Genomic DNA, 24823 nt, shown 5'->3' with positions numbered 1-24823 from the left:
GGAGGTTTCACCATGAAAATCGAAGTTGATGTAGACCAGCTGCGCGAGAGCCTGCTCGGCCGCGCGGGGAGTGCAGCCGGCGTGGGCTTTCCGGCCGCCATGCTCGACGTAGTGGATATCGAGGACGAGTCGCCCCAAGAGCTCCTAGCCCAAGCCGAACGCGAAGGCCTCGACCTCCGAGACCTTGCCGTCGACGACGACTGCGGAGCGTCTGACGACTGGTGACCCCGGGTCAGTTCATCCTTTTCTTCCTGAGATATAAGAGAAATCCCTTTTTGAACGTCCTTCGGGTTCCAAAAAATAGCCGATCAGTCTTTGTATCTTCCTTGCTGTCAAACTTGATAGCCGTTAGCTCGATCGTACAGATGTAGTCAGCAACTTGGAATAGCCGGTAGGCTCGTGGTGTGGCTTCTCGGTATACGATGACATCCCTTGCTAGAACGTACTCAAGCGCAGAATGAATGACCTCCGTTACAATCGGTTGGCCGTTGTCGTAGTAAATCTTAACGGTGTCGTATCGCTGGAAGACTTTCAGATGGTCGAAAAGCTCAACTGTGAGGTCTCGCCTCATTCTCTCCGCGAGACCGTTTTGATTGCCGGCGAATTCGCTCATTCGGTATTGCAGACAGAGATAGCGTATGGGGAGATGCTGAATGAACGCGCGAAATGCGCTCAACATGTGCCTTCGCTGCTCCTTGGGAAGATCTTTGTAGTCGCCGTTTCCATTCAGTAGGGGTCCTGCATGAAAAGGCGTATTGGGAAGCGAGGACTGCGACAGGGCGCGCTCGTAGCGGTCAATGCGTTCAACGATTGCATCGTTTTGATCGTGAAAAACGAGGGTGACGAGGTAGTAGTTGGAGACGCCTCCGAGGTCGCCAGATTCGTCAACAAAGACGGAGAGTTCGCTCATGATGGGCCTCCATTTTTGCAAAAAAATGCCGGGGGTAAGACCCCGGCTCTTGGAGGCCCCTCTTTTGGAGGGAACCGTATTCTTTATACCATGAGATAAGGGGTGCTTTCAAGTAATATTATAATAAGCAAACATATGTTCGTCAAACTACCTGCGAAAAGTCCTTAGCCGCCGAGATGTGGGGTAGAGCGGCTCGCAAATTGCTGACGCAATGGCGCCGGCGGTTTCCAGAGAACTGTTTAGTCTTGGCTCACATAAAAAATGCCGAGGGACATCCCCCGGCTTTTTTCATTTCGGTGTCAATTCAAATGTTTTTCAATCCATCCCCTCAATAAGTTGCGGTGAAATAGGGACTGAAATGGCTGTTCAGAGGCCTATTCAATCCCTATTTCACCGCAACTTATGGGTGGGGATGGCTACGATGCCAGCGTGGCAATGACGGCTTCGTCGCCGGCGTATATTAGGGTGTTGCCATCGGGGATGATCGTCTGGCCTTCGCGCTTGAGCATCACCACAATAAACGGATGCTTGCCTTGCGGCACATCGCGCAGGCGCTGGCCGGCCAGGCGACCGTGGGGCGTCACGGTGACCTCGCGCAGCGTAACCTCGGCACGCTCTTCGAACGTTGGGGCGGCCATCACCAGCAGATCGCCTTCCTGGATCACGGTATCGCCGTTGGGCAGCACTGGGTGCGCGCCGTCGCGAAGCACCAGGACCACGAGCATGTCCGTGGCGCTGCCGATGTCCGCGAGTGAGCGTTCGGCAAACGGATGTCCAGCGCCCACCTTGAGCTTTACAAACGACATGCCGTCCTCGTCGCGGTAGTCGTTAAAGGTGCGGCGCACGTCGCCGGTCGCATCGATCATATCGAGCTTCTTCGCCACCGCCGGCAGCAGCGAGCCCTGCACCACAATGCTCGACACGGCAATCACAAACACCAGGTCAAATAGGTCGTGTCCGCCGGGAACGCCGGCCACCACGGCAAAGAGACTAAAGACGACCGAAGCTGCTCCGCGCAGACCCGCCCAGCTTACGAGTGCAACCTGGCGAGGGTTCGTCCTAAACGGCGCCAGCAGCATGCCTACGGCGATGGGGCGGCTCGCAAAGAGCATAAACGCCATGAGTGCCAGGCCCGGTAGCAGCATTTGCGGCAGGCGTGCGGGTGTAACGAGCAGGCCCAGCAAAAAGAAGATGGTCATCTCTGCCATCTCGGTGAGGGTGTCAAAGAAGTGCGCCATCTCGACTTTGCCGGTGATGTCGCTGGCACCCAGCACAATGCCGGCCAGGTATACAGCCAAAAAGCCGTTGCCGCCCAGGTAGCTCGGCAGCGCGTAGGCGACGATGGCCACGGCGAACAAAAAGATGGTCTGCGCGTCCTTGGCCGTTGCGTGCGCGCGTTCAATCAGGCGGCCCGCCGCCCAGCCGATGGCAAGGCCCAGGCCCACGCCCAGGATAATCTGCTTGGCCAGCAGTGCGGGAATGTTGATGTCGCCGCCGGCCGCGAGTGTAGCGAGCACAGCGGTGAGCATGTAGGCGACGGGGTCGTTGGAGCCCGATTCGACCTCGAGCAGCGAGTCGGTGCCACCTCTCAGCGACAGGCTGTGCTCACGCAGTACGCTAAAGACGCTCGCCGCGTCGGTGGATGCCACGACCGATCCCAGCAGCAGGCTGCCGATCCAGTCGATCCCCAGCGCGAAGTGGGCGAACACGCCGGTGATGCCGGCAGTGATGACGACGCCGAGCGTGCTCAGCAGCACCGCCGGCGCAGCGACGGGCTTGGCGCGGTCGATATTGGTGTTAAAGCCGCCGTAGAACATGATGAACAGCAGCGCCGTGCTGCAGACGGTTTCGGTGAGTGCGTAGTCGCTAAAGTCGATATGCGTCGGGCCGTTGACGCCCAACAGCATGCCCAGCGCGATAAAGATGAGCAGGGTGGGGAAGGGGAGTTTTTTGCCGACGGGTTTGATGGTCAGGCACAGAATAATGACGAGGCCGATAAAGAGAAGGATCTGGTTCATGGATGGTGTCCGCTCCTGGGTGGTTGGCGTGGCACGGTCAGTTGTCTGCGGTTATTTGTACCCAAAGATGGTGGGTTTATGGGGTTGGATTGCGGGCGTGCGCGATATCGTCATAGACGGCTGCCGTCTTTGCCTCTGCTCGGAAACCCTTTCCAGCTTTATTGCAACGGAGTACAATGGGTAACGTTTAAGTTCAACTTGAAGTTTTAGTTGCGGCGCCGGGCTTCGGCCGCAATGCAAGGAGAGGCGTACCATGGCGATCTATGTGACATCTGATGCTCACGGGCACGTGCGTGCGCTTGACGAGGCCCTGTCTAAGATCTCGTTGACGTCCGACGACACGCTGTACGTGCTGGGCGACATGATCGATCGCGGGCCCGATCCGGTCGGCGTTATTAAGCTCGTGCGCTCGCTGCCCAACGCCCACGTGCTCAAGGGTAATCACGAGCAGATCATGCTCGATGCCATCATTGGTCAGGATCCGCTCGATGCCGAGACCTGGGATATCAACGGTGGCTGGACGACGCGCGAGCAGCTCAACGACATGGAATTTGAGGCGTACGAGGAGCTCGTGCGTTGGATGGCGACGCTGCCGCTCTATGCGGTGGCCGAGACTGACGAGCGTTCGTATCTGCTGGTGCACGCCGGTATTCAGACCGAGGCGGCGCGGGCGTTTTTGCTTGAACATGGGGTTGATTGTGCCGATGGTGCGGGGGCGGTGGATGCCGATCGCGAGCTACTGCAGCAGATGCTTGCGGTGCAGTCGTCCGATGACTTGCTGTGGATTCGTCACGGCTACTGGGATGCGTCGACGGGGCTGCTTTCCGCCGAGGGCAATGGCCCGGTCGTGGTGAGCGGCCACACGCCCACGGTGTCGCTTGGACGTTATTGCGAGGTCGGCGGCCTGGCGGGACTCGATGAGGAGTCGGGCCGCGGGCGGATTGTGCGGCTGGGCGGCGAGGATACCGCCGGCGTACCCGATCGCATCGACATCGACTGCGCCGCCGCCACTGGGTCGGAGTTCGGCCGCGTGGGCATCCTGCGCCTGGATGATGGTGCGGAGTTCTACGCGAATATTCGCCCCGGGGAATAACGGCGCACAGGGTAGCTAATTTGGGACGGGGCTTTTTTGACTACTTTTGCCCTTCTGCCCACCAAATGATTTTTCTAGGACGGGGATTTAATAATCATTTGGCTGCCCGCTGGCTAAGTGAGTAGACTTTTTTGGAAATGCTGAGCACCCAACATGTTTGCTTCAACAAAACCGCAGGTCACTGACTTGTGCTTTGTTGGCGTGGTCGGGGATTCGGAAAAAGTCTACTCACTTAGTTTTGCGTGATGCATATTGTCCGCAACGAGACCCCAGTCGGGGTGATTCCATCGCAAATTAGCTGCCCCCATTGCACCATTTAGGCGCCGTATGGGTTGCGGTCGCGTTCGATGCGTTGGCGGATGTGGGCGTACTCGATGATCAGTAGCACCAGGAGCAGGGCCATGATGGCTAGGTAGCTCACCACAGCGCCCATCAGATCCAGCAGCTTAATCAGGATCACCGGCACCACCACGCTTACGGCGAAGCAGATCAGGTAGATCTTGGTGACGTCGCCGGCGTGGCGCAACACCGTGATGATGGCGTAGATAAAGTCGATTGCCGCGGTGACGCCGCCGGCGACAACCATTAGCAGTGCCAGCGTGCGGTAGCGCTCAAAGTTGAGGCCGTACATAAAGCTCATGATGGGGATGCCGGGGCCTGCCATAAATGCGGCGCATGCTCCGGTAATGACCACGATCAGTGCCATAACGGCAACAATAATCAGGTCAAAGCGGCGACGCTTGCGCGGATTCGCCCAAATGCTCGACAGACGCAGGAGCTGCGGTTTATAGATAAATCCAATGCCCAGCAAAATGGCCTGCGCCGGAAAGAACAGTGCATTAAAGTACAGCTGATACTTGTAGGCCAGCGTGCCCTCCATCACGAACTTGGGCATGCTCTCGATAAGGTTGAACAGGAACAGCGCACCAAAGAGCGGGGCGCACTGGATAAACAGGTGGCCGACCTCGCGCAGGCTCACGCGGCGCGATTTTTCGGTTTCGAGCAGGGCCAGCGGCGCGGTGACCAGCACGAGCGAGGCAATCGCGGCGATGCCCATGGCCATGGCCGCGATGGGCATGCTGCGTGTGAGGAACAGTGCCACGCTAAAGACCACGATGACGCCGGCGGAACGCAGCGTTTGGCTCATGCCGGCCAAATAGAGCTTGTCGGCCTGCTGCAGGCGGCCCTCGTACACGTCGGCGATGCCGTCGATCACCTTATACAGGTAGACGCCCAGGCCGATCGTGGCCATCTGTGCATCGTAGCCGCGGGCGCTGCTGTATACCAGGCCGCATGCCAGCGCGAGCGCTCCGCAGAGCCAGCGGTTGAGCTGGTAGGAGGCGAAGGACGTCTTTTCATCGATGTCCGAGACCTGAAAGTTGCGGACGCCGTAGTTGCACGCGATCATGATGAGCGTGCCGGTGACAAAGGCGATGGAGAACTTGCCGGCCTCCTCGGCGCCTACGAGCTGCGTCGACACAATGGTGAGCAGGGGAAACGCCATGCCCCATACGGCGGTGCCCAGGGTATTCCAAAGGTAGTCGCGACGGGTGGCGTGATCTTCGTACTCGGCTTCTTGCGTGGAAAAGCCGCCGCCGTAGACGGCTCCGAGAAGGCGGTTCCACCAGGCATTGACCATGCGGTGGATGGGGCCGGGTTGGCGATCGCGCTCGCGGCGACGGCGTGTGGTCTGGCTGCTGTCGGGACCGCCGGCGTTACGCTGGCTCAGCTCTTGGATTCGTGCGAGCTCCTCGGCGGTGTGCGATGCGGGGAACAGGCCGTTCTCGATGCGTCCGCCCTGCCCGTGCGCCCCGCCCGATACGGTGGGGTCGGTGACGCCGTTGCGGCGGGCGATGGCGCGGCGGATGCTATCGAGGGGCGTGATGCTCAAGGCGGAGTCCTTTCTATTGCTGCGCTCTAGTATAGACGCGGCGGTGTTTGCTCGTGTTTTTGAACGGATTGTTCAATATTTCGGCAGGCGGCAGAAAATTGTCGGTAAGCGTGCGGTATCCTGTTCAAGTTTTATGACACCCCCGATGCCGCCCTCGCGGTACCAAGGAGCTTTTACCCATGGACGTCGCCGCATTTTTGCTGGCTCTTGTGCCTATCATCTGGCTTGTCGTGATGCTGCTGTGCTTTAAATGGCCGGCCTGGAAAGCCGCGATTGGTTCGTTTGTTCTTTCGTGCGTGCTCGCCTTTGCGTGGTGGCATTTGCCGGTGGCGCAGATAGCCACGGCCTCGCTCGAGGGCTTTTTGATGGCGCTGTGGCCCATCGTGTTGGTGATTATCGCCGCCGTCTTTACGTATAACCTCTGCGTTCGCACGGGCGCCATGGACGTGATCGGCAGCATGATCACCTCCATCAGCAGCGATCGCCGTCTGCTGGCGCTGCTCGTGGCGTGGTGCTTCGGCGGCTTTATGGAGGGCATGGCTGGCTTTGGTACCGCTGTCGCCATTCCCGCCGGCATGCTCGCGGGCCTTGGTTTTGAGGCCGTGCCTGCCGTGCTGATCTGCCTGCTGGCCAACGGCGTGCCCACGCCCTACGGCTCCATCGGCATCCCCACGGTGTCCGTTGCCGACCTGGTGGGTCTGGATTCCCTGCACCTGGCGACCGTTCAGCTGGTGCAGCTCGCACCGTTCTTTGTGGTGATGCCGCTGCTCATCGTGTTGGTTGCGGGCCGCGTGACCGACGATCAAGGCGATGTTGCGAGCGTAGGCGAGCGCCTGCACGGCGTGGCCGGTATCGCGCTGCTCTCTGGCGCGTCCTTTGTCGGCGCTGCCCTGGTCGTCGCTATGTTTGTGGGCCCCGAGCTTGCCGTGGTCGTGGGCTCCATCGTGTCGCTCGCGCTGACCGCCGCGCTTGCCATGCGCGCCGAGAAGTCCGGTCACCTGGACGCGCGCTTTCACATGAATATCGAGGCCGGTGAGCAGCTCACCGCTAAGTCGGCGCTTTCTGCCTGGTCGTGTTTCATCCTGATTTTTGTACTGCTGTTGGGTACGTCCAACCTGGTGCCCGCCGTGCATGCCGCGCTTGCGCCCTTTGCGAGTCACGTGCAGGTGTATTGCGGCGAGAACCCCGGCACGCTCACGTTTTCGTGGATTAACACGCCGGGTGTTTGGATCTTCCTGGCCGCGTTTATCGGCGGCGCCATTCAGGGGGCTTCGCCGCGCATGATGGGCGAGGTGCTGGCCGCGACTGTGAAGCAGATGATGCCGACGGTAATCACGATGCTTTCGGTGCTGGGCTGTGCCAAGGTGATGGGCTATGCGGGCATGATCTCTTCGATCAGTGCGTTCTGCATTGCCGTCGCCGGTGGTCTGTACCCGATTCTGGCCCCGTGGATCGGTGCCGTCGGTGCGTTCGTGACCGGTTCGGGCACATCGTCGGGCATGCTGTTTGGTCCCATTCAGAGCCAGGCCGCTTCGGCGCTGGGTGTGAGCGACTACTGGATGGTTGCGTTGAACGCCCTGGGTGTCGCCGCCGGTAAGATGGTCTCGCCGCAGACGCTCGCGATTGGCCTCGCTGCCGTGCACGTGCGCGGTAAGGACGCCGAGCTTCTGGGCGCAGTGCTGCCCTACGCCGCCGGCATGCTGGTCCTCATGAGCGTCATCGCCATGCTCGGCCAAGGCCTGCCGCTGTAGTCGGCACTTTGGGAACGTCCCTAAGTGCCGGCATCTAGGGACACTCCTTGGTTGTTGCCTGTTCATAAGTGTCCCCAACGATTAGTCGATTAAGAACGTCCCCAATGACCAGGCCGCTTGCCTGCGATTTTTGACCGTTGGGCGGGCGCTTCGCCGTTGCCGCAAAAACGTTTTTGCATATCGGGTACAACGGGCTTTACGTGAGTAAAGTGCGCGCCGCGTCCACGTGCCGCGTTTTTAAAGGAGGCCCCATGCCTGGTGTTACCCCTGCAGAAGTTCTGTCCAACTTTGGTATTACGCTGGTCGAAGATCCCGCCGAGAATCAGCCTCGTTTGCTGGTCGATCTACCCGCCGCGGAGCTTGTCGAGCACGCCATCCGCCGCGAAGAAGGCCGCATGGCATCCAACGGCGCGCTGGTGATCGAGACGGGGGAGCGCACCGGCCGTTCTCCCAACGATCGCTTTATCGTCGACACCCCCGATGTCCACGACAAGATTGCCTGGGGCGCCGTCAACCGCCCGCTTTCGATCGAGAGCTACGAGGCCATCAAGGCCGGTATCGTCGACTTTCTCAACGAGCGCGATGTATTCGTCACGCGCGGCATGGCGGGCGCCGACCGCAACCACACGCGTCGCCTGCTCGTCGCCTGCGAGCGCGCCAGCCAGGCGCTCTTTATTAAGCAAATGCTCGCTCGTCCGCTTGCCCGCGAAATCGCGCGCACTGGCGAGCCGGACTTTTGCGTGCTCGCCGCTCCCGGCTACCAGTGCGATCCCGCCATTAAGGGCCTCAACTCCAGCGCCGCCGTGGTCATTAACTTCCAGGAGCGCGTGATTTTGGTTGCCGGCACCGGTTACTCCGGCGAAATCAAAAAGTCCATCTTCAGCGTTATGAACTACCTACTGCCCGTCGAGGACGACGTGCTGCCCATGCACTGCTCGGCCAGCATGGATCCCGTCACGCACGAGACGGCCGTGTTCTTTGGCCTTTCGGGCACGGGCAAGACCACGCTTTCGGCCAACCCCACGCGTCTGCTGATCGGCGACGACGAGCACGGCTGGTCCGACATGGGCATCTTTAACGTCGAGGGCGGCTGCTACGCCAAGTGCGAGGGCTTGGATGCGTTCCACGAGCCCGAGATCTTCAACGCCGTTCGCTTTGGCGCCATCTGCGAAAACGTGGTGCTCGATGAGAATCGCAAGCCTAACTATGATGATGTCTCGATCACGCACAACACGCGCGTGGCCTATCCCGTCGAGCATATCCCCAACGCGTGGACCAAGGGTATGGGCACCACCCCGAGCGTCGTGTTGTTTTTGACCTGCGATGCCTTTGGCGTGCTGCCGCCTATCTCGCGCCTGACGGCCGATGCAGCCATGTATCACTTTGTGACGGGCTTCACCGCCAAGATCCCCGGTACCGAGGTCGGCGTCACCGAGCCCACGCCCACGTTCTCCTCGCTGTTTGGCGAGCCGTTTATGCCGCTCGATCCCATGGTCTATGCCAAGATGCTCGGCGAGCGTATCGCCGACGGACGCACCCGCGTCTATCTGGTCAACACCGGCTGGATTGGCGGCGGTTATGGCGTGGGCCATCGCATCGAACTGGCCTACACGCGCGCCCTGGTGGCCCGCGCCCTCGACGGTACCATCGAGGACAGTGAGTTCGTGCACGACGATATCTTTAATGTCGACATTCCCACTACGTGCCACGGTGTGCCCGACGGTATCCTGGTGCCGCGCCAGTACTGGCAGAGCACCGCGCGCTACGACGAGGCAGCGCACAACCTGGCGGTGATGTTTGAGGAGAACTTCGAGAAGAAGTACTCGCACCTGCCCGAGTCCGTTAAGGCCGCTGGTCCGCACGCTCAGGTGCCCGCCGACGCCCGTCATCGCGGCCGTGGCCTGCTGGGACTCCGCCATTAGCGTCGTCTCAGACCCAAAACCACCACGAAGGTGCCTGTCCCCTTTGTGGTGGTTTTGCTCGCGCGGATGACTCGGGTTACAATACGCCTGACATATCGTCCCCTTCTCCGGATGGGGACAGCGCAAGCGCTCTTGTGACGGCACCGTAGGACTTTGAAGGTGGCCGTTGTAAGGGCGCTTTTTGTTTAGGCGTACGCGTAGGGCGAATCGTGAAGGGAGCACGTATGAAGAGCTTTATTGCCGAGGATTCATTCTGGGAGCTGTTTCCGCAGGCAGCGGTCGGTGTAGTGGTCGTGGAGGGTATGAAGCCCGCGGCCGAGATTCCCCAGGAGGACGTGGATGCGATTGCGGCGTTGCTCGACCGCGCCAATATCGATGCGGAGCGCCATCTGACCAGCGATACTATCAGCGAGAACGCACCGGTCAAGGCATGGCGCGAGGCCTATCGTCTGTTCAAGACTAAAAAGGGCGCGCGCTGCTCAATCGAGAACTTGCTCAAACGCGTGCTTAAAGGCAAGCCGGTGGGCCACATTACGCCCGCGGTGGACATCTACAACACGGTGTCGCTGACCTACGCGCTGCCCGTGGGAGGCGAGGACTTGCATGCGATCGAGGGAGACCTTCGCTTGAAGGTGACCGACGGTGGCGACGCGTTCTTGCCGCTTGGCGAGGAAGCGGATGACCCGACGCTGCCCGGCGAGCTGGCCTACGTCGATGATGCGGGCGCCGTGTGCCGCTGCTGGAACTGGCGCGACGGCGTTCGAACGGCCCTGTCCGACGATTCGGCCGACGCGTTCCTGGCGATTGAATGTGTTGAGCCCGAGCGCATGGGGGACTGTCAGGCCGCCATCGACCGTCTTGCCGATTTGCTCGAGCGCTATCTGGGAGCGACGGTTGTCGTTAAGACGCTTGTGACCCGCGACAATCCCTGCGTGGAGTTGTAGCGGCGCCTAGAACCTATTGATGCCCCAAACCACCACAAAGGTGCCTGTCCCCTTTGTGGTGGTTTTTATGTTGATGAGTTAACAAATAGGTCGTGCGGGGCTTGTGATCGCTGGGTACGGTTAAGATGTTTACCCGTTAGCATTATGCAAGCGAAAGGCGGTCGTCTCCCATGCAGCAGAGCGACGAGACACGTTTCGAGGACTTTGTCGGACTGATCAGCGGACTCTACAAGGAGATCCAGCGCATTAAGACATCTGAGGGCGCAAGGCTGGGCCTTAAGGGCTCCGACATCATGTGCCTGTACTATCTTGAGCGCAGCAAGGATGGCCTGACTGGCGCTGACCTCGCTCGCATGGCTGGCGTGACCCGCGCTGCCGTCTCGCGCACGCTGGCGCATCTGGAGGAGGGCGGCTACGTCGAGGTCGACGACTCGGGCGATGCTGCCGTTAAGTATCGCGCCCCGGTTCGCCTGACCACGTTGGGCGGCGAGAGCATGAATGAGGCCGATCGCATTATTCGCGAAGTGCTCGACACCACCGGCAAGGCCATGGGCGTGGAGCAGCGTGAGCAGATGTATGCGTCGCTGCGTACGATTCTCAACACCTTGCGCGAGCTGTAGGGCCGCCTAGGCATTTGCTTCCCATTAATAACTGCATCGTCCCGTTTGAGCGCGTATACCGTGCCGGGGCATTGCTGTCAAAATTCCCTGCGCGGGACCTGCGCAAGAAAGGATTCGTTATGTCCGTCCGCATTATTACCGATTCCGCAAGCGATATGTCGCCGGCGGAGCACCCGGCACTGGCTGTTTTGCCGCTGTCCGTCACCTTTGGCACCGATGTGTACATGGATGGCGTCGACATCGATCATCAGCGCTTTTACGAGATGCTCGTGGAGCGCGATGAGCTGCCCAAGACCGGTCAGGTCAACCCGTACGCGTTTTCGCAGGCTATCGCCGAGGTTCGTGAAACCGGCGATGAGGCTGTGATTATTACCGTGGGTGCTAAGCTTTCGGGCACCAATCAGAGTGCCCGTACCGCACTTGCCGAGGCACCGGGCGGCGATGTGTACGTGGTTGATAGCAACAACGTCACCCTGGGTGAACGCATCCTGGTTGAGTATGCGCTGCGCTTGGTGGACGAGGGCCGTAGCGCGGCCCAGATCGCGGCGGCGGTCGAGGCCGTGCGCGACCGCGTGGTGGTTATCGGCCTGCTCGAGACGCTGGAGTACCTGGTGCGCGGCGGTCGCCTGTCTGCTGCTGCCGGCGCCGTGGGTACGCTGCTCAACGTAAAGCCCGTGGTTGCTGTCGAGGACGGTCTGATCGTGCAGCTGGGCAAGGCGCGCGGTTCCAAGAACGGCCGCAACCTGCTGAACCAAAAGGTCGAAAAGGCAGGCGGCATCGACTTTTCCATGCCGCTTGCGCTCGGCTATACGGGTCTTTCGGATGCGGTGCTCAAGAAGTATATCGAGGACAGCGCGGCACTGTGGGCTGGCCACACCGAGGGCGAGCTGCCCGTCCACACCATCGGTGCCACCATCGGCACCCACGTAGGTCCCGGCGCCGTAGCCGTAGCCTTTTTCCAGCCCGCCAACTAACCGACCTGCCAACAAATGATCCCTTGGGGACGGAGGAAAACGGATCATCGACCGCACGGAGGCCGCGAATGATCCGTTTTCCTCCGTCCCCAAGGGATCATTTCTTTATGCTGTTAATGCGGAGAGGGGAGCGAGCGATGGCGTCTGAGGGCTTTTTTGAGCGGGTGTACGAGGTGGTCGAGCAGATCCCCGAGGGGATGGTCGCCACGTATGGTCAGGTGGCGCTGCTTGCCGGTCGTCCGCGAAGTGCGCGTTACGTGGGGTATGCCCTGCATAGCAATCCGCGCCCCGGTCAGATTCCCTGCCATCGTGTGGTGTTTGCCGACGGGCACATATGCGAGGGCTTCGCTTTTGGCGGTCCCGATGCTCAACGTGAGCTTTTGCTAGGGGAGGGTGTGGCGTTTAAGGACGACATGCACGTCGACTTGGCCGCCTGTCGCTGGCCTGCCGGGCTGTAGTGGCGGGCTTCGTCAAAACCACCACAAAGGTGCCTGTCCCCTTCGTGGTGGTTTTAGTTTACCGGAGCTAACTTATGGAGAAGGTGTGGCGGCGCATATTGACGCTACAAAGTAAACCACGGTGAACTATATTGTATTCAGCAACGGAGCAGGCAATAGGCGATGAAAAAGCCTGCCCTGTTGAGTTTGATTCGCATCCCTCCCCTCTGTGCGATTCAACGGTGTACTTCGGGAACAGGCCCGCTGGCAACTATCTGCCAGCGGGCCTGTTCCTGTTTGTCGGGAGAGTGTGATGGACGGAGCCGAAGCGGTCCGCTCCAAAAAAGGCGGACGCCGTAGCGCCCGCCCTATAGCAATCGAAAGCTCAAGCCAGCAGATCGGTCTAGTACACCATACCCATGGCGTCCTGAACCTCTGCCAGGGTCTGCTCGGCGATCTCGTTGGCGCGACGGTTGCCCTCGTGCAGCACGTCCTTCACGTAATCCAGATCGTTCTCGTAGCGCTGGCGACGCTCGCGGATAGGTGCGAAGTACTCGTTGACGGCCTCGGTCACGTACTTCTTGAGCTGGCCGGAGCCGCCCATGCCAATCTCCTCGGCAATTTCGACCTCGGAGCGACCGGTGCAGATGGCGGCCGTCGAAAGCAAACCAGACACGCCGGGGCGGTTCTCGGGATCGAACGTGATCATGCGCTCGGAGTCGGTCTGGCTCTTCTTGATGCGTTTGGCCGTTTCCTCGGCGGTCATCGAGATGTTGATGGCGTTGCCGTAGCTCTTGCTCATCTTGCGACCGTCCAGGCCCGGCAGCAGCGGGGTCTCGGACAGCAGCGCGTCGACCTCGGGGAACACCTTGCCGTAGCGGTTGTTAAAGCGGCGAGCGATGGTGCGGGTAAGCTCGATGTGCGGCAGCTGGTCGCGACCGACGGGCACCACGTTGCCCTTGCAGAACAGGATGTCGCAGGCCTGGTGCACCGGGTAGGTGAGCAGAAGGCCGGTGAGCTCGTGGCCCGAGGCCTCCATCTCGGCCTTTACCGTGGGGTTGCGCGCCAGTTCGGCCTCGGACACCAGCGACAGGAACGGCAGCATGAGCTGGTTGGCTGCGGGCACGGCGGAGTGCGCGTAGATCATGGTCTTGTCGGGGTCGATGCCGCAGGCAAGGTAGTCCATGACCATGTTGTACACGTTGTCCTGGATGTGCTCGGTCGTGTCGCGGTCAGTGATGACCTGGTAGTCGGCGATGAGCACGTTGGTCTTGGCGCCCATGTTCTGCAGCTCAACACGGCCCTTGAGGGTGCCGAAGTAGTGGCCCAGGTGCAGACGGCCGGTGGGGCGGTCGCCGGTGAGCATGGTGAACTTCTCGGGCGTCTTGGCCAGGCCCTCGCGAATGTCGTTGCTCTTTTGCAGCGCGACTTCGTAGCTGTTCTCGTTTGGCATGATTGCTCCTAACGTATGTTCATGGGTCAAGATGATAACGCGTTTATTGGAGGGGCGGGACGTAAGTAGGCGAGGGGCGGGAGAGGGGTGGCTTGTGCGGTGGGTGCGGCGCGGCCGCGCTTGGCCAACGGTGCCTTGGCACATCCTTGGCAGCTTGCCCTAGAGCTTGTGGTGGCGCTCTTCTTTGCGCTCCTCGGCTGCCTGCTCCTCCTGCTTAAAAGCGGGGTCGTCGGGGGTGACGAGCTCGTCCTCGTGCGTGCGCTTGTTGTAATGGTGGCGCAGCACGGGCTCAAACAGATGCAGATGCTTGGCAAAGGCAGCCGAGCCAATGGCGAGCACGGTAAAGATGAGCACACGCATGGGCACCTCGACCTGGTTAATCGCGGCGGCGCCGGCCGAAAGCATGATGCACCAGGCATAGATGAGCAGCACGGCCTGTTTTTGGTTGTAGCCTTCTTGGATCAGGCGGTGGTGGATGTGACCCTTGTCGGCCTGCCCGATGCTAATGTGGGCGCGCTTGCGGCGCACGATGGCGCTAAACGTGTCGATGATGGGCACGCCGGCAACGATGAGCGGGATGATAAGCGAGGTGAGCGCGGCGGTGCGGCTCACGTTGAGCAGCGAGATGGAGCCCAGTGCAAAGCCCAGAAGCAGCGACCCCGAGTCGCCCAAGAAGATGCTTGCGGGGTTGAAGTTGTAGCGCAAAAAGGCCAGACAGGCGCCAAAGAGCGCAATGGAGAGCGCGGCGGCGTCGATGCGGCCCGAGAGAACGGCCATCGAAAACATCGTGAACGACGCGATGCCGCAGATGCCCGTGGCCAAGCCGTCGAGGCCGTCGATGAGGTTAATGATGTTGGTGAATGCCACCAGATAGATCACGGTAATGGGGTAGGCGAGCCATCCGAGCATGATCTCGCCGGGGGCAAACGGGTTGACGATGACGCCGATCCGCAGGCCGCCCATGCAGGCGATAAGCGCGGCGAGGACCTGTCCGGCCAGTTTTTGCTTGGGCGTGAGCTGGAAGACGTCGTCGATCGCGCCGGTCGCAAAGATGACGGTAAAGGAGAGCGCCAGCATGGGATAGCTAATGTGAAGGCGCGGGTGCGGCACCAGGACGGGTGGCCAGCCTAGGTGCCAGGTGCCTAGGATTTGCACAATGCAGGCAACGACCAGGCCCAAAAACACCGCCGTTCCGCCCAAACGCGGGATGGGCTTGGTGTTGATGCGGCGCTTAGAAGGATAGTCGACGGCATCGAGCTTAATTGCCAAGCGCTTGACCAGGGGCACCGCGAGGAAGGTCGTGATAAAGGCCGCCGCTGCCACGCATAGGTACGGTATGTAGCTCGGGGATGAAGCCATGAATCTAAAAACCGCCAAGCGTCGAAGGAAAAGGTCAGAAGAACGCCATGCGCAAAGGGCATAGTCGAACCATAATACTCGACCAAGGGGGGTGCATGGAATTGCACGCAGCGATAATCACGCGCTTACCAGATATTGGGATGTTGTCGATGGCTTGTCGGGATGCCGGCGGGGATCCATATGGACTGTAATGGTGATTTTCGGCAAAAGAAAACCACCCCCCACGTTACGAAAATGAACCCACCTAAAACAGGTGGGTGCCCTCATCGACTGTTCCAGCGTCCTTAACAACGAAGGATACCTGTACTAGGTACGACTGTGTGGGCTCCCTAAATAAACGCGACGGTTCACCCAGTTGCTCCGCGGGGGGCGGAATACCTACATCATAAAGCGGCACTTTATCGATTCCAGTCTTGACATTACAAAAATCGTGTCGGACGATTACGGCGCCTTGGGCTCGAGCCGTCTGTGGGGTTGATCCCTTTACGTTTGAGCTGCTGAATCGTTGTTTTGGAGCATGGTTTTATGCCGACGTCGTTGACCGAACTTTTTTCGCCCGCCTGCCATTTGTGTCCGCGCCGTTGCGGTGCGGCGCGCGATGAGGGCGCGCACGGCGTCTGCGGTGCTAACGACACGCTCAAGGTGGCCCGCGCCGCGCTTCATATGTGGGAGGAGCCGCCTATCTCGGGCGAGGCCGGTTCGGGCACGATCTTCTTTAGCGGCTGCTCGCTCAAATGTATCTACTGCCAGAACCACGAGATCTCGACCGGCAATTTTGGCCTTGAGATTTCGCCTGAGCGCCTGGTCGAGATTATGCTGGAACTGCAGGACCAGGGTGCCAACAACATCAATTTGGTGACGGCGACGCACTATGCGCACCTGTTGCCTGCCGCGATTGCCGCGGCACGGGCGCGCGGACTGGTTATCCCAATCGTCTACAACACGAGTGGTTACGAGCGCGCGAGTGCCGTGGCGGCGCTGGGCGACCTGGTCGATGTGTGGCTCACCGACTTTAAATATGCCGATGCCGGGCTTGCGCAGTCGCTCTCCCATATAAAGGATTACCCGCGTGTGGCCGTGTCGGGTCTGGCCCAGATGGCGCGCGAGATCGAGCGCCGCGGGGGAGAGTTGGTGGACGAGGACGGGCTTATGAAGCGTGGCATGATCGTGCGTCACCTGGTGCTTCCGGGGCATGCAGACGATTCGTGTCGCGTGCTGGACCTGGTGTGGCAGACGGTGGGCGACGTGCCGATCTCGGTTATGAACCAGTACACGCCCAATGCGCTCATGCGCGAGCAGGGCGGCGACCTGGCACGCGCCGTGACGCGTGAGGAGTACGAGCAGGTGCTCGACCATGCCGACGACCTGGGTTTTACGACGATGTTCTGGCAAGAGGGCGGCGCGGTAGACGAGAGCTTCACCCCGGCCTTCGACACCACCGGTGTTCTTACCAGCGCAAAGTAGCGCGTTCGTCGATGATTTTTCTGGGACGGGGATAAAAAATCATCGAGAGGATCGCCTGTTCGAAAAGTTGCCAAAATAGCCGCGCCCCAAAAAGACTGGTTATTGGGCGTTGACAGTTGGCGAGCCGTAGGTAAAATATCGACTTGTCCTGGGGACGTAGCTCAGTTGGGAGAGCGCTGCCGTCGCATGGCAGAGGCCGAGGGTTCGACTCCCTTCGTCTCCACCCTTGGATTTGATAAGCCGCTGACATTGTGTCGGCGGCTTTTTTTAAAAGAAAGGGCTATACCATGGCCGAGCTTGAGTCCCAACCATTGTCCGACGAGGAGCGCGCTGAGTTGGAAGAGCTCCGCGCTGAGAAGGCCCGCCGCGAGGCTCGGGAAGAGGCCCGTCGCGAGCGTGAGGAGCTGGCTGCCCTGCGCGCCGAGCGTGCGAAGGCCGAGGAGGCCGCCGCGAACGCCGCATCCGCATCGGCGCCCGCGCCCGCACCCAAGCCCGCTGCTGCGAAGCCTGCACCTGCCGCGCCCAAACCTCAGCCTAAAAAGGCCGCCCGTCCCAAGTCCGTCGAGCCCAAGCCGAGCCGTGACGAGATGACCTTTGCCCAGCGCATGGTTACCTCCAAGGAGCCTATGGGCGAGAACGAGATCCCTGGCATGGCGCCGGCTCAAAAAATCATCATTGTCCTTGCCCTCATCGCGTTTGTCATCTTTATGGGCTACACGATCCTGACCAGCATGGGCCTGCTCTAACCGACTCGCATCGGGCGTCATGTCCGCATGCTCTGCTCTCGTCCAACCCTCAAATTCTGCACCACACATCCGAAAGGTCGCCCCATGGCTTTGACCGACATCTCGCATCCCACCGACATTGCAATGCTCACCGATCTGTACGAGCTCACTATGGCCCAGGGCCTGTGGGAGAGCGGCAAGGCCAATGAGCAGGGTTGTTTTACCGCGTTTTACCGCGACCATCCCTTTGGCAGCGCCTATGCCGTCATGTGCGGCACCGCCGAGCTGCCCGAGCTGGTCGAGAATCTGCGCTTTACGCCCGAGGACATCGACTACCTCGCCTCGCTCCAGGCCCCTGCTGGCGGTGCGATGTTCAAGTCTGGATTCCTCGACTACCTGCGCGATTTTCGTGCGCATGTAAACATCGACGCCGTGCCCGAGGGCGAGCTCGTCTTTCCGCGCGAGCCCATGGTGCGCGTCACCGGCCCCGCGCTGGAGTGCCAGCTGCTCGAGACGGCGCTGCTCAACATCGTCGGGTTCCAGACGCTTGTCGCCACCAAGACGGCGCGCGTGGTGCTCGCCGCCGACGGTCGCCCCGTGGCGGAGTTTGGCCTGCGCCGAGCCCAGGGTCCCGATGGCGGCCTGGCCGTTGCGCGCGCGAGCTACGTTGCCGGCTGCTCCTCTACGTCCAATGTGCTCGCCGGCCGCCGCTACGGTATTCCCGTCTTTGGCACGCATGCTCACAGCTGGGTGATGAGCTTCGATTCCGAGCTCGAGGCCTTCCGTGCCTTTGCCAAATCGAGCCCCAAGAACTGCACGCTGCTCATCGACACCTATGACGTGCGCGAGGGCTGTGAACATGCCATTACGGTTGCCAAGGAGATGGAAGCGGTGGGCGAGCGCTTGTCGGCCATTCGCATTGACTCCGGCGACCTCGCCAAGCTCTCCAAGTATGTTCGCGGCCGTTTTGATGCCGAGGGCCTGCCCTATGTGGGGATCTCGGTTTCTAACGATCTGGATGAGTACACGATTCAGTCGCTGCTCGACCAGGGCGCGCCCATCGACAGCTTTGGCGTGGGTACCAAGCTTGCGACCTGCTATGACCAGCCGGCGCTGGGCGGCGTGTACAAGCTTTCCGCCCGCCGTGCGAGCGAGGCAGATCCATGGACGCCGGTGGTCAAGCTCTCCGAGCAGCCCTACAAGCGCACGATCCCGGGTGTGCAACGCGTGCGCCGTTATTACGACGGCTTTGGCGGCCCGGTCTGCGACATGATCTACGACGAGGACCATCTGGCGGGGGAGGGCGCCGCGCGCGGCAATACCCTCGTGGCCGTGAATGATGCCGCCCTGGTGACCGACGTGTCCGAACTTGAGTATCGCGAGCTGCTGGTGCCGATCGTGCGCGATGGCAGTGCGGTGGCTCCGCGTGAGAGCATCCAGGACGCGCGCGAGCGCTGTGCTTGGGCGCTCGATCATCTGGACGCAGCTTTCAAGCGCTTCCTGTACCCGCAGACCTATGTGGTGGGCATGGAGCAGGGCCTGGCTCAGGTGCGCGACGAGCTCGTGCGCAAGAACATGGCCGCGGCTTCTGCCTTTCCCTGGGCTCACTAATTTCTTGGGTGGTAGGGGCGAGTCACGCTCCCTTGGCCGCCAGCTCGGCCGTTCGCTGAACAGTTGATTGGTTTGACGTATGACGACTTCTTATAAAACGATGGTGGTAAAGATCGGTTCGTCCACGGTTGTGGGCACTGACGGCAAGGTCAACCGCTCCTTTATCGGCGGGCTTGCCGATCAGGCCGCAGCGCTGCGCAAGCTCGGCTGGCGTCTGGTCGTGGTGAGCTCGGGCGCTATCGCCTGTGGCTATCCCGTGCTGGGCTTCGACCGCAAGCCGGTCGGCGACCTGCCGAGCCTGCAGGCTTGCGCCTCGGCTGGTCAGTGCATCATCTCGTCGGCCTACGACGAGGAGTTCCATGCGCGCGACCTGCTCACCTCGCTCGTGCTGCTCACGCGCCACGATACGGCCCGCCGCACGTCTTACCTGCACGCGCGCGACGCCCTGCTGCGCCTCGTGGAGCTTGGCGTGGTGCCGGTCGTCAACGAGAACGATACCGTTACCGTCGATGAGATTAAGTTTGGCGACAACGACACACTGGCGGCGCTTGTGAGCTGCCTGGTTTCTGCCGATCTGTGCGTGACGCTCTCGGACATCGATGGCCTCTATACTGCCAATCCGCATGAGGACCCCACGGCCGAGTTTGTTCCTGTCGTGCATAAGATCGATGCCAAGATTATTGCCTCGGCGGGCGATTCTTCCACATCGGTGGGCACGGGCGGCATGATTACCAAGATTCGCGCGAGCCGCATCCTGATGACGGCGGGCATTCAGAGCGTGATTTGCTCGGGCGAGGAGCCCGATGCGCTCGTGCGCCTCGCCCGCGGCGAGAGCGTGGGCACGCTGTTCGATCCGCCGGCGGAGCGTCTGGACATCGCACCCCGCAAGCTGTGGATCGCACTGGGCGACAAGGCGCATGGCTCGGTGACGGTCGATGATGGTGCTGCGAAGGCGCTGGTCAGCCGTGGCTCTTCTCTGCTTGCGGTGGGTATTCGCGAGGTCGATGGCCAGTTTGCCGAGGGCGATGTGCTCGATGTGTGCGACCCGAGCGGTATGGTCGTCGCCCGCGGTATCGCCGAGGCCGATTCGGACGTGCTGGAGCTTGCTGCCGGCCGCCGCCAGGACCAGATCGCCAGCAACCGCCTGCTCGCTAACTTGGCCGAGAAGCCGGCGATACACAGGGATAACTTGATCGTATTTGCATAAAGAAAGACAGCACTGCGGATCGTTTCCCGCAGCGCTGTCTTTCTCGTGCCGGCACTTGGGGACGTTCCTTTTGTGCCGGCAGGTGGGGACACTCCTTTGTTAGAAGATCCGGCGCAGGTCTCCGCGGTTGAGTGCTTCGTCGAAGAGGTGCTTGAACACCACACTGCCGTGCAGACCGTCGTGCTCGAACTCGTTGGTCACCCAGGCATGCGAGTTGCCCACGCGGCTGAGCGTATCGAGCTGCAGGCCCGAATCCACGTACATGTCGTCGAAATACACCGCGGCCTGGAGCGGCACTTCGTTGTAGGCCAGGCGCTGCGGGTCGTAGATCTTGTCCCAGCTGGTGTCTTCCATCAGCAGGTCCATGGCGGGCTTGAAGGGCTTGAGCTCGGGCATCTGCTCGAACATCCACGGGAACATGGCCTCGCCGGTAAACATGAGCGGGCGCGCGAGGGTGTCGAACTCGGTGCGGTGAGCCTTCTCTTCAGCCGCGGCCCAGCCAATGGGCATAGTGTCACCGTCGGCGTATATGAACTCCTGCAGCGTCCAGTACAGCGGATTCGTGCGCGTGTTGGTGCGCTCGAAGGCGCGCATCAAAAAGCTGTCAGATACCGAGGCGTCGCAGGTCAGCGTGCCGTCGCCATCAACAAAAGCGTGATCGATAATCCAATGCATGCGTTCAAAGCTCGGCTTCATGCCAAAGTCGCTGCCCATGAGCTGTAGGCGCTCGACTGTCATCGGCGAGCCGTCGGGCAGCACGGGCTTCTGGGCTTCGAGCGCATCGGCCAGGGCTGCCACGCGCTCGACGTCAGCGGGGTAGCGGTCATAATACTGCTGCGTCTTGGCGGCCATGCGCGGGAAGGTGTGCGCGTAGACCTCGCTTGCGCTCGCCGGCACGTGGGGGATTCCGCCGCAGGTAAAGCTCGCCGCCACGCCCTCGGGGAAGAGCGACAGGTAGCTCAGCGTCAAAAAACCGCCGTAGCTTTGGCCGAGCGTGACCCACGGCTTGCCTCCAAAGCCCACTAGGCGCAGGTACTCAAAATCGCGCACGATGGAGCTGGCGAGGTGGCGCTTGAGGTAGTCCGCCTGCGAGCGGGCCGCATTGGCGCCTGCTGCCTCGGCGCGATCGCCCAAGGCGGCAATCGTGCGCCCGTCCACGCAGCTGCTGCGTCCGGTGCCGCGCTGGTCGGGAAGGACCACGCGGAAGTGCTTGACGGCCTCCTCGATCCAGCCGTCGCTTGTGGGCGTCAGCGGACGCGGGCTCTCGCCGCCGGGGCCGCCCTGCAAAAACAGGAGCAGTGGCAGATCGTCGTTGATGCGGTCGGGCGCGCAAACCACGCGGTAGAAGAGCTTGATGCTCTCGGGCGCGCCGGCGATGGGTGCCGGCATAGCGCCGCGGCGCATGGTGCTGCCGACGGCCAGGAGCATCGGCTCCAGGCCGCGCCAGTCAAGGGGGACGTCGATGCTGTGGTCCTCGACGTAAAGGCCGGGGACGTGGTACGAAGTGATGAGGGCCATGTGAGACTTCCGTTCGTTGCGGTGTTTCGGGTTGACCAATTCTACCGCCGCGGGCGAGGCCATGCGCAAATCGGCTACCATGGTTGCAAACTTCTAGGAGAAAGGGCCGCCCATGTCGGTCGATATAGCCACGTATGTCCACGATCTTGCCGTTGCCGCCAAGGCAGCGTCGGCCTCGCTTGCCACGGCGAGCGATGAGCAGCGCCAGGAGGCCGTGCGCGCCATGGCCGCAGCACTGCGCAACGGTGTCGACTCCATCGTCGCCGCCAACGAGCTCGATATGTCCGCTGCGCGCGATGCGGGTACCTCGGCCGGACTGCTCGATCGCCTGCTGCTGACGCCCGAGCGCGTCGAGGGCATGGCCGCCGGCCTGGAAAAGCTCGCCGAGCTGCCCGATCCCGTGGGCCGCGTGCTCGACCACCGTATACTCGCAAGCGGCGTGGACCTGACCCGCGTGAGTGTGCCACTGGGTCTGGTCGCCATAGTGTATGAGGCGCGCCCCAACGTGACGGCCGATGCCGCGGGCATCTGCATCCGCACCGGCAACGCCTGCATTCTGCGCGGCGGCTCGCTGGCCTATCACTCGTGTGCCATGATTGCCGAGCTGCTGGCCGATGCGCTCGAGGCCAAGGGCTTCCCGCGCGAGGCCGTGTCGATGATCGAGTCCACCGACCGCGAGGCCACTGGCGAGCTCATGAAGCTCCGCGGCATTGTCGACGTACTCATTCCGCGCGGCGGTGCAGGCCTGATCCAGCGCTGCGTGCGCGAGTCGCTTGTGCCGGTGATCGAGACGGGCACGGGCAACTGCCACATCTACGTGCATGAATCCGCCGACTTTGATAAGGCGCTCAACATTATCGTTAATGCCAAGACCCAGCGCGTAGGCGTGTGCAATGCCGCCGAGTCGCTGCTGGTCGACCGTGCTGTGGCCGATGCGTTTTTGCCTGCGGTCGTTGCCGTGCTGCACGACCACGGCGTGCTCATTCACGGCGACGAGGCCACGTGCGCCGCGTGCGCCGACGCCGGCTTTGTAGAGGGCGATGACTACGTCGCCGCGACTGAGGAGGACTGGGGTCGCGAGTACCTGGCGCTCGAGATGAGCGTGAAGGTCGTGGCAAACGAGGACGAGGCCATCGCGCACATCAACCGCTACGGTACCATGCATTCCGAGGCCATCATTTCCGAGGACGTGGACGCCTGCGAGCGCTTCTTGGATGCGGTCGATGCCTCGGCCGTATATGCCAACGCCAGCACGCGCTTTACCGACGGCGGCGAGTTTGGCCTGGGCGCCGAGATCGGCATCTCGACCCAAAAGCTCCACGCCCGCGGCCCCTTTGCCGCCGAGGCCCTCACCACCTACAAATACAAGCTCCGCGGCACCGGCCAGGTCCGCCCCTAGCGTCCGCGCAAACAAAAACCACCACAAAGGTGCCTTTCCCCTTTGTGGTGGTTTTAAGTGGCGCGGGCGGTTAGGCCTGGAAGGTATCGTGGTCGGGGGCGAAGGACTGCATGGCTGCGATGGTGCGGTCGAAGAGCTCAGGAAGCTCCCAGCCCAGCATCTCGGCGCCCTGCGAAATCACGTCGCGCGAGCAGCCGGCGGCAAAGCGCTTGTCCTTGAACTTCTTCTTGAGCGACTTGGTCGTAAAGTCCATAACGCTCTTGCTCGGGCGCATGATGACTGCAGCGCCGATCAGGCCGGTGAGCTCATCGCAGGCAAACAGGATCTTTTCCATCTGCAGCTCGGGCTTGGGCAGCGAGGTATTGAAGTCCGACGTGTGCGTCTGGATGGCGCGAATGAGCTCGGGAGACGCACCTTCATCCTTAAGAATCTTGGCAGCATAGATGGTGTGGTTCATGGGGTCGTCCTCATGCTCCTCCCAATCCAGGTCGTGCAGCAGACCGACGATGCCCCAAAACTCCTCGTTCTCGGGGTCGAACTCGCGCGCAAAGTAGCGCATAGTGCCCTCGACCGTCTCGCCATGGGTGATATGGAACGGGTCCTTGTTGTGCTCATTGAGCAGTTCGAACGCGCGGTCGCGGGTGATTCCGGCGGTAAGCGGCTCTGCCATAAGAGACTCCTTGTGCTCGTGGGTATCGATAAGAATGAATACTACTAGAACAAGAAAACCACCACAAAGGTGCCTGTTCCCTTTGTGGTGGTTTTTGGCGCGGATGGGTTAGTTGAGGGCGGCTTGGGCTAGGCGGGCTTCGGCGGCCTCCTCGGTGACACCAAGGGCCACGGCGAACTCCTCGATGGAGCGGCGTTTGGCCTCCTTGAGTACGCGCATGTAGTAGGAGCTGGGTTTTTTATCAGCTTCCTCGGCCTGGCGAATGCGGTGCATCATGGTCTTTGCCACGCGGACCGTCTCGGGCGCACCCAGCTTGAGCTGCTGCTTAAAGTGCGTCTCCTCAAGCGAGCTGTTGCGCTCGGTAAAGGTGTCGCACTCCAGCTCGTCATAGTGGCTCAGCAGGTGCTCGGCATCTTGCTGCGAGATGGCGGCGTGCAAACGGTCGGCCTGCGCCACGGGGTACATGAGGATCGTCTGCGCATGTCCCTGCTTGGTCTCGAGCAGTAGCATGGGCTGCGGTGTGTCGTCCCTAAAACCGACGACGGTGCAGACTCCCTGACCCGGATGAATGACGTGTTGACCGATTGAGAACATGCTACCTCCAACTTATACGAATTTACGTATGTCTAGAATAACACGCTGACGTGCGCAAACCCTTACTTTATGCAGGAAAAGCACACAACTCCGATAGGTAAGAGTATTCGATAACAGGCGCAGCTCATTCACACCTTTATGCATTTTCAACGCCTGCATAATCTGCAGGCAGACTGGCATCTTTGAGTGACTCCATACAAGCTGTAGTCAATTTTGTGCATATGCAATATCGATTGGCTTTACCCTGCGACAGTGCCCGTCGC

At 61.1% G+C, this 24823-nt stretch carries 21 protein-coding genes and 1 tRNA gene; 14 read left to right on the top strand and 8 right to left on the bottom strand.

Annotation, left to right across the window (positions count from 1 at the left end):
* Positions 1 to 12: 12 nt before the first annotated feature.
* Entirely contained in the window at positions 13 to 225 is a 213-nt protein-coding gene (locus GXM19_RS04200; protein WP_006235459.1) for a hypothetical protein, read from the top strand.
* A 7-nt stretch (positions 226 to 232) separates the two neighbouring features.
* Here GXM19_RS04200 and GXM19_RS04195 read toward each other — a convergent pair whose 3' ends face one another.
* A complete protein-coding gene (locus GXM19_RS04195) occupies positions 233 to 910 on the bottom strand; it encodes a DUF3800 domain-containing protein (protein ID WP_006235460.1) in 678 nt (225 codons plus the stop codon).
* A gap of 416 nt (positions 911 to 1326) precedes the next feature.
* On the bottom strand, positions 1327 to 2928 hold the full coding sequence (locus tag GXM19_RS04190; protein WP_006235461.1) for a potassium/proton antiporter: 1602 nt from the start codon (positions 2926 to 2928) through the stop codon (positions 1327 to 1329).
* Between the two features lie 253 nt (positions 2929 to 3181).
* Between GXM19_RS04190 and GXM19_RS04185 the strand changes: the two genes are divergently transcribed.
* The gene (locus tag GXM19_RS04185) at positions 3182 to 4021 is read left to right on the top strand and encodes a metallophosphoesterase family protein (protein ID WP_006235462.1); all 840 of its coding nucleotides are present in this window, start codon (positions 3182 to 3184) and stop codon (positions 4019 to 4021) included.
* Positions 4022 to 4337: 316 nt separating this feature from the next.
* Here GXM19_RS04185 and GXM19_RS04180 read toward each other — a convergent pair whose 3' ends face one another.
* A complete protein-coding gene (locus GXM19_RS04180; protein ID WP_115596207.1) occupies positions 4338 to 5912 on the bottom strand; it encodes a lipopolysaccharide biosynthesis protein in 1575 nt (524 codons plus the stop codon).
* Between the two features lie 179 nt (positions 5913 to 6091).
* Between GXM19_RS04180 and GXM19_RS04175 the strand changes: the two genes are divergently transcribed.
* The 6 genes from GXM19_RS04175 (at position 6092) to GXM19_RS04150 (ending at position 12581) form a co-directional block, all read left to right on the top strand.
* Positions 6092 to 7663, top strand: a complete 1572-nt coding sequence (locus GXM19_RS04175; protein WP_006235464.1) for an L-lactate permease — start codon at positions 6092 to 6094, stop codon at positions 7661 to 7663.
* Between the two features lie 251 nt (positions 7664 to 7914).
* Positions 7915 to 9585, top strand: a complete 1671-nt coding sequence (gene pckA, locus GXM19_RS04170; RefSeq protein WP_006235465.1) for a phosphoenolpyruvate carboxykinase (ATP) — start codon at positions 7915 to 7917, stop codon at positions 9583 to 9585.
* A gap of 224 nt (positions 9586 to 9809) precedes the next feature.
* Entirely contained in the window at positions 9810 to 10529 is a 720-nt protein-coding gene (locus tag GXM19_RS04165; RefSeq protein WP_006235466.1) for a B3/B4 domain-containing protein, read from the top strand.
* 170 nt (positions 10530 to 10699) lie between these two features.
* Complete coding sequence (locus GXM19_RS04160) at positions 10700 to 11149, top strand: MarR family winged helix-turn-helix transcriptional regulator (protein ID WP_006235467.1); 450 nt, start codon at positions 10700 to 10702, stop codon at positions 11147 to 11149.
* Positions 11150 to 11268: 119 nt separating this feature from the next.
* Positions 11269 to 12123 carry a DegV family protein gene (locus tag GXM19_RS04155; RefSeq protein ID WP_006235468.1) on the top strand — a complete coding sequence of 285 codons (855 nt, stop codon included), beginning with the start codon at positions 11269 to 11271 and terminating at the stop codon, positions 12121 to 12123.
* Between the two features lie 137 nt (positions 12124 to 12260).
* Positions 12261 to 12581, top strand: a complete 321-nt coding sequence (locus tag GXM19_RS04150; RefSeq protein WP_040359378.1) for an MGMT family protein — start codon at positions 12261 to 12263, stop codon at positions 12579 to 12581.
* Between the two features lie 382 nt (positions 12582 to 12963).
* Here GXM19_RS04150 and trpS read toward each other — a convergent pair whose 3' ends face one another.
* Together trpS and GXM19_RS04140 are read right to left on the bottom strand one after the other, a co-directional pair.
* Positions 12964 to 14013, bottom strand: a complete 1050-nt coding sequence (gene trpS, locus GXM19_RS04145; RefSeq protein WP_006235470.1) for a tryptophan--tRNA ligase — start codon at positions 14011 to 14013, stop codon at positions 12964 to 12966.
* 159 nt (positions 14014 to 14172) lie between these two features.
* Positions 14173 to 15372: an MraY family glycosyltransferase gene (locus tag GXM19_RS04140; RefSeq protein WP_006235471.1), complete on the bottom strand. Its 1200-nt coding sequence runs from the start codon at positions 15370 to 15372 to the stop codon at positions 14173 to 14175.
* A gap of 525 nt (positions 15373 to 15897) precedes the next feature.
* On the opposite strand from GXM19_RS04140, the gene GXM19_RS04135 reads away from it, so the two are divergent.
* The 5 genes from GXM19_RS04135 (at position 15898) to proB (ending at position 20379) form a co-directional block, all read left to right on the top strand.
* Positions 15898 to 16836 carry a radical SAM protein gene (locus tag GXM19_RS04135; RefSeq protein ID WP_006235472.1) on the top strand — a complete coding sequence of 313 codons (939 nt, stop codon included), beginning with the start codon at positions 15898 to 15900 and terminating at the stop codon, positions 16834 to 16836.
* A 150-nt stretch (positions 16837 to 16986) separates the two neighbouring features.
* Positions 16987 to 17059, top strand: a tRNA-Ala gene (locus GXM19_RS04130).
* Between the two features lie 64 nt (positions 17060 to 17123).
* Positions 17124 to 17582: a hypothetical protein gene (locus tag GXM19_RS04125; protein WP_006235473.1), complete on the top strand. Its 459-nt coding sequence runs from the start codon at positions 17124 to 17126 to the stop codon at positions 17580 to 17582.
* Positions 17583 to 17666: 84 nt separating this feature from the next.
* Positions 17667 to 19172, top strand: a complete 1506-nt coding sequence (locus tag GXM19_RS04120; RefSeq protein ID WP_006235474.1) for a nicotinate phosphoribosyltransferase — start codon at positions 17667 to 17669, stop codon at positions 19170 to 19172.
* Between the two features lie 79 nt (positions 19173 to 19251).
* On the top strand, positions 19252 to 20379 hold the full coding sequence (gene proB / locus GXM19_RS04115; RefSeq protein ID WP_006235475.1) for a glutamate 5-kinase: 1128 nt from the start codon (positions 19252 to 19254) through the stop codon (positions 20377 to 20379).
* 99 nt (positions 20380 to 20478) lie between these two features.
* Here proB and GXM19_RS04110 read toward each other — a convergent pair whose 3' ends face one another.
* Complete coding sequence (locus GXM19_RS04110; protein WP_040359379.1) at positions 20479 to 21897, bottom strand: alpha/beta fold hydrolase; 1419 nt, start codon at positions 21895 to 21897, stop codon at positions 20479 to 20481.
* A 112-nt stretch (positions 21898 to 22009) separates the two neighbouring features.
* Between GXM19_RS04110 and GXM19_RS04105 the strand changes: the two genes are divergently transcribed.
* Positions 22010 to 23296 carry a glutamate-5-semialdehyde dehydrogenase gene (locus GXM19_RS04105; RefSeq protein ID WP_006235477.1) on the top strand — a complete coding sequence of 429 codons (1287 nt, stop codon included), beginning with the start codon at positions 22010 to 22012 and terminating at the stop codon, positions 23294 to 23296.
* Positions 23297 to 23366: 70 nt separating this feature from the next.
* On the opposite strand, the gene GXM19_RS04100 is transcribed toward GXM19_RS04105, so the two are convergent.
* Both GXM19_RS04100 and GXM19_RS04095 read right to left on the bottom strand, forming a co-directional pair.
* Positions 23367 to 23966, bottom strand: coding sequence for an HD domain-containing protein (locus tag GXM19_RS04100; RefSeq protein WP_006235479.1), 600 nt, complete (start codon positions 23964 to 23966; stop codon positions 23367 to 23369).
* Positions 23967 to 24074: 108 nt separating this feature from the next.
* A complete protein-coding gene (locus tag GXM19_RS04095; RefSeq protein WP_006235480.1) occupies positions 24075 to 24560 on the bottom strand; it encodes a CarD family transcriptional regulator in 486 nt (161 codons plus the stop codon).
* Between the last annotated feature and the right edge of the window lie 263 nt (positions 24561 to 24823).

This window comes from Collinsella aerofaciens ATCC 25986 (genome assembly GCF_010509075.1).
GTDB classification, from domain to species: Bacteria; Actinomycetota; Coriobacteriia; order Coriobacteriales; family Coriobacteriaceae; genus Collinsella; species Collinsella aerofaciens.
Note: the sequence above shows the minus strand (reverse complement) of the source record. Positions and strands in the feature narration are given on the sequence as shown.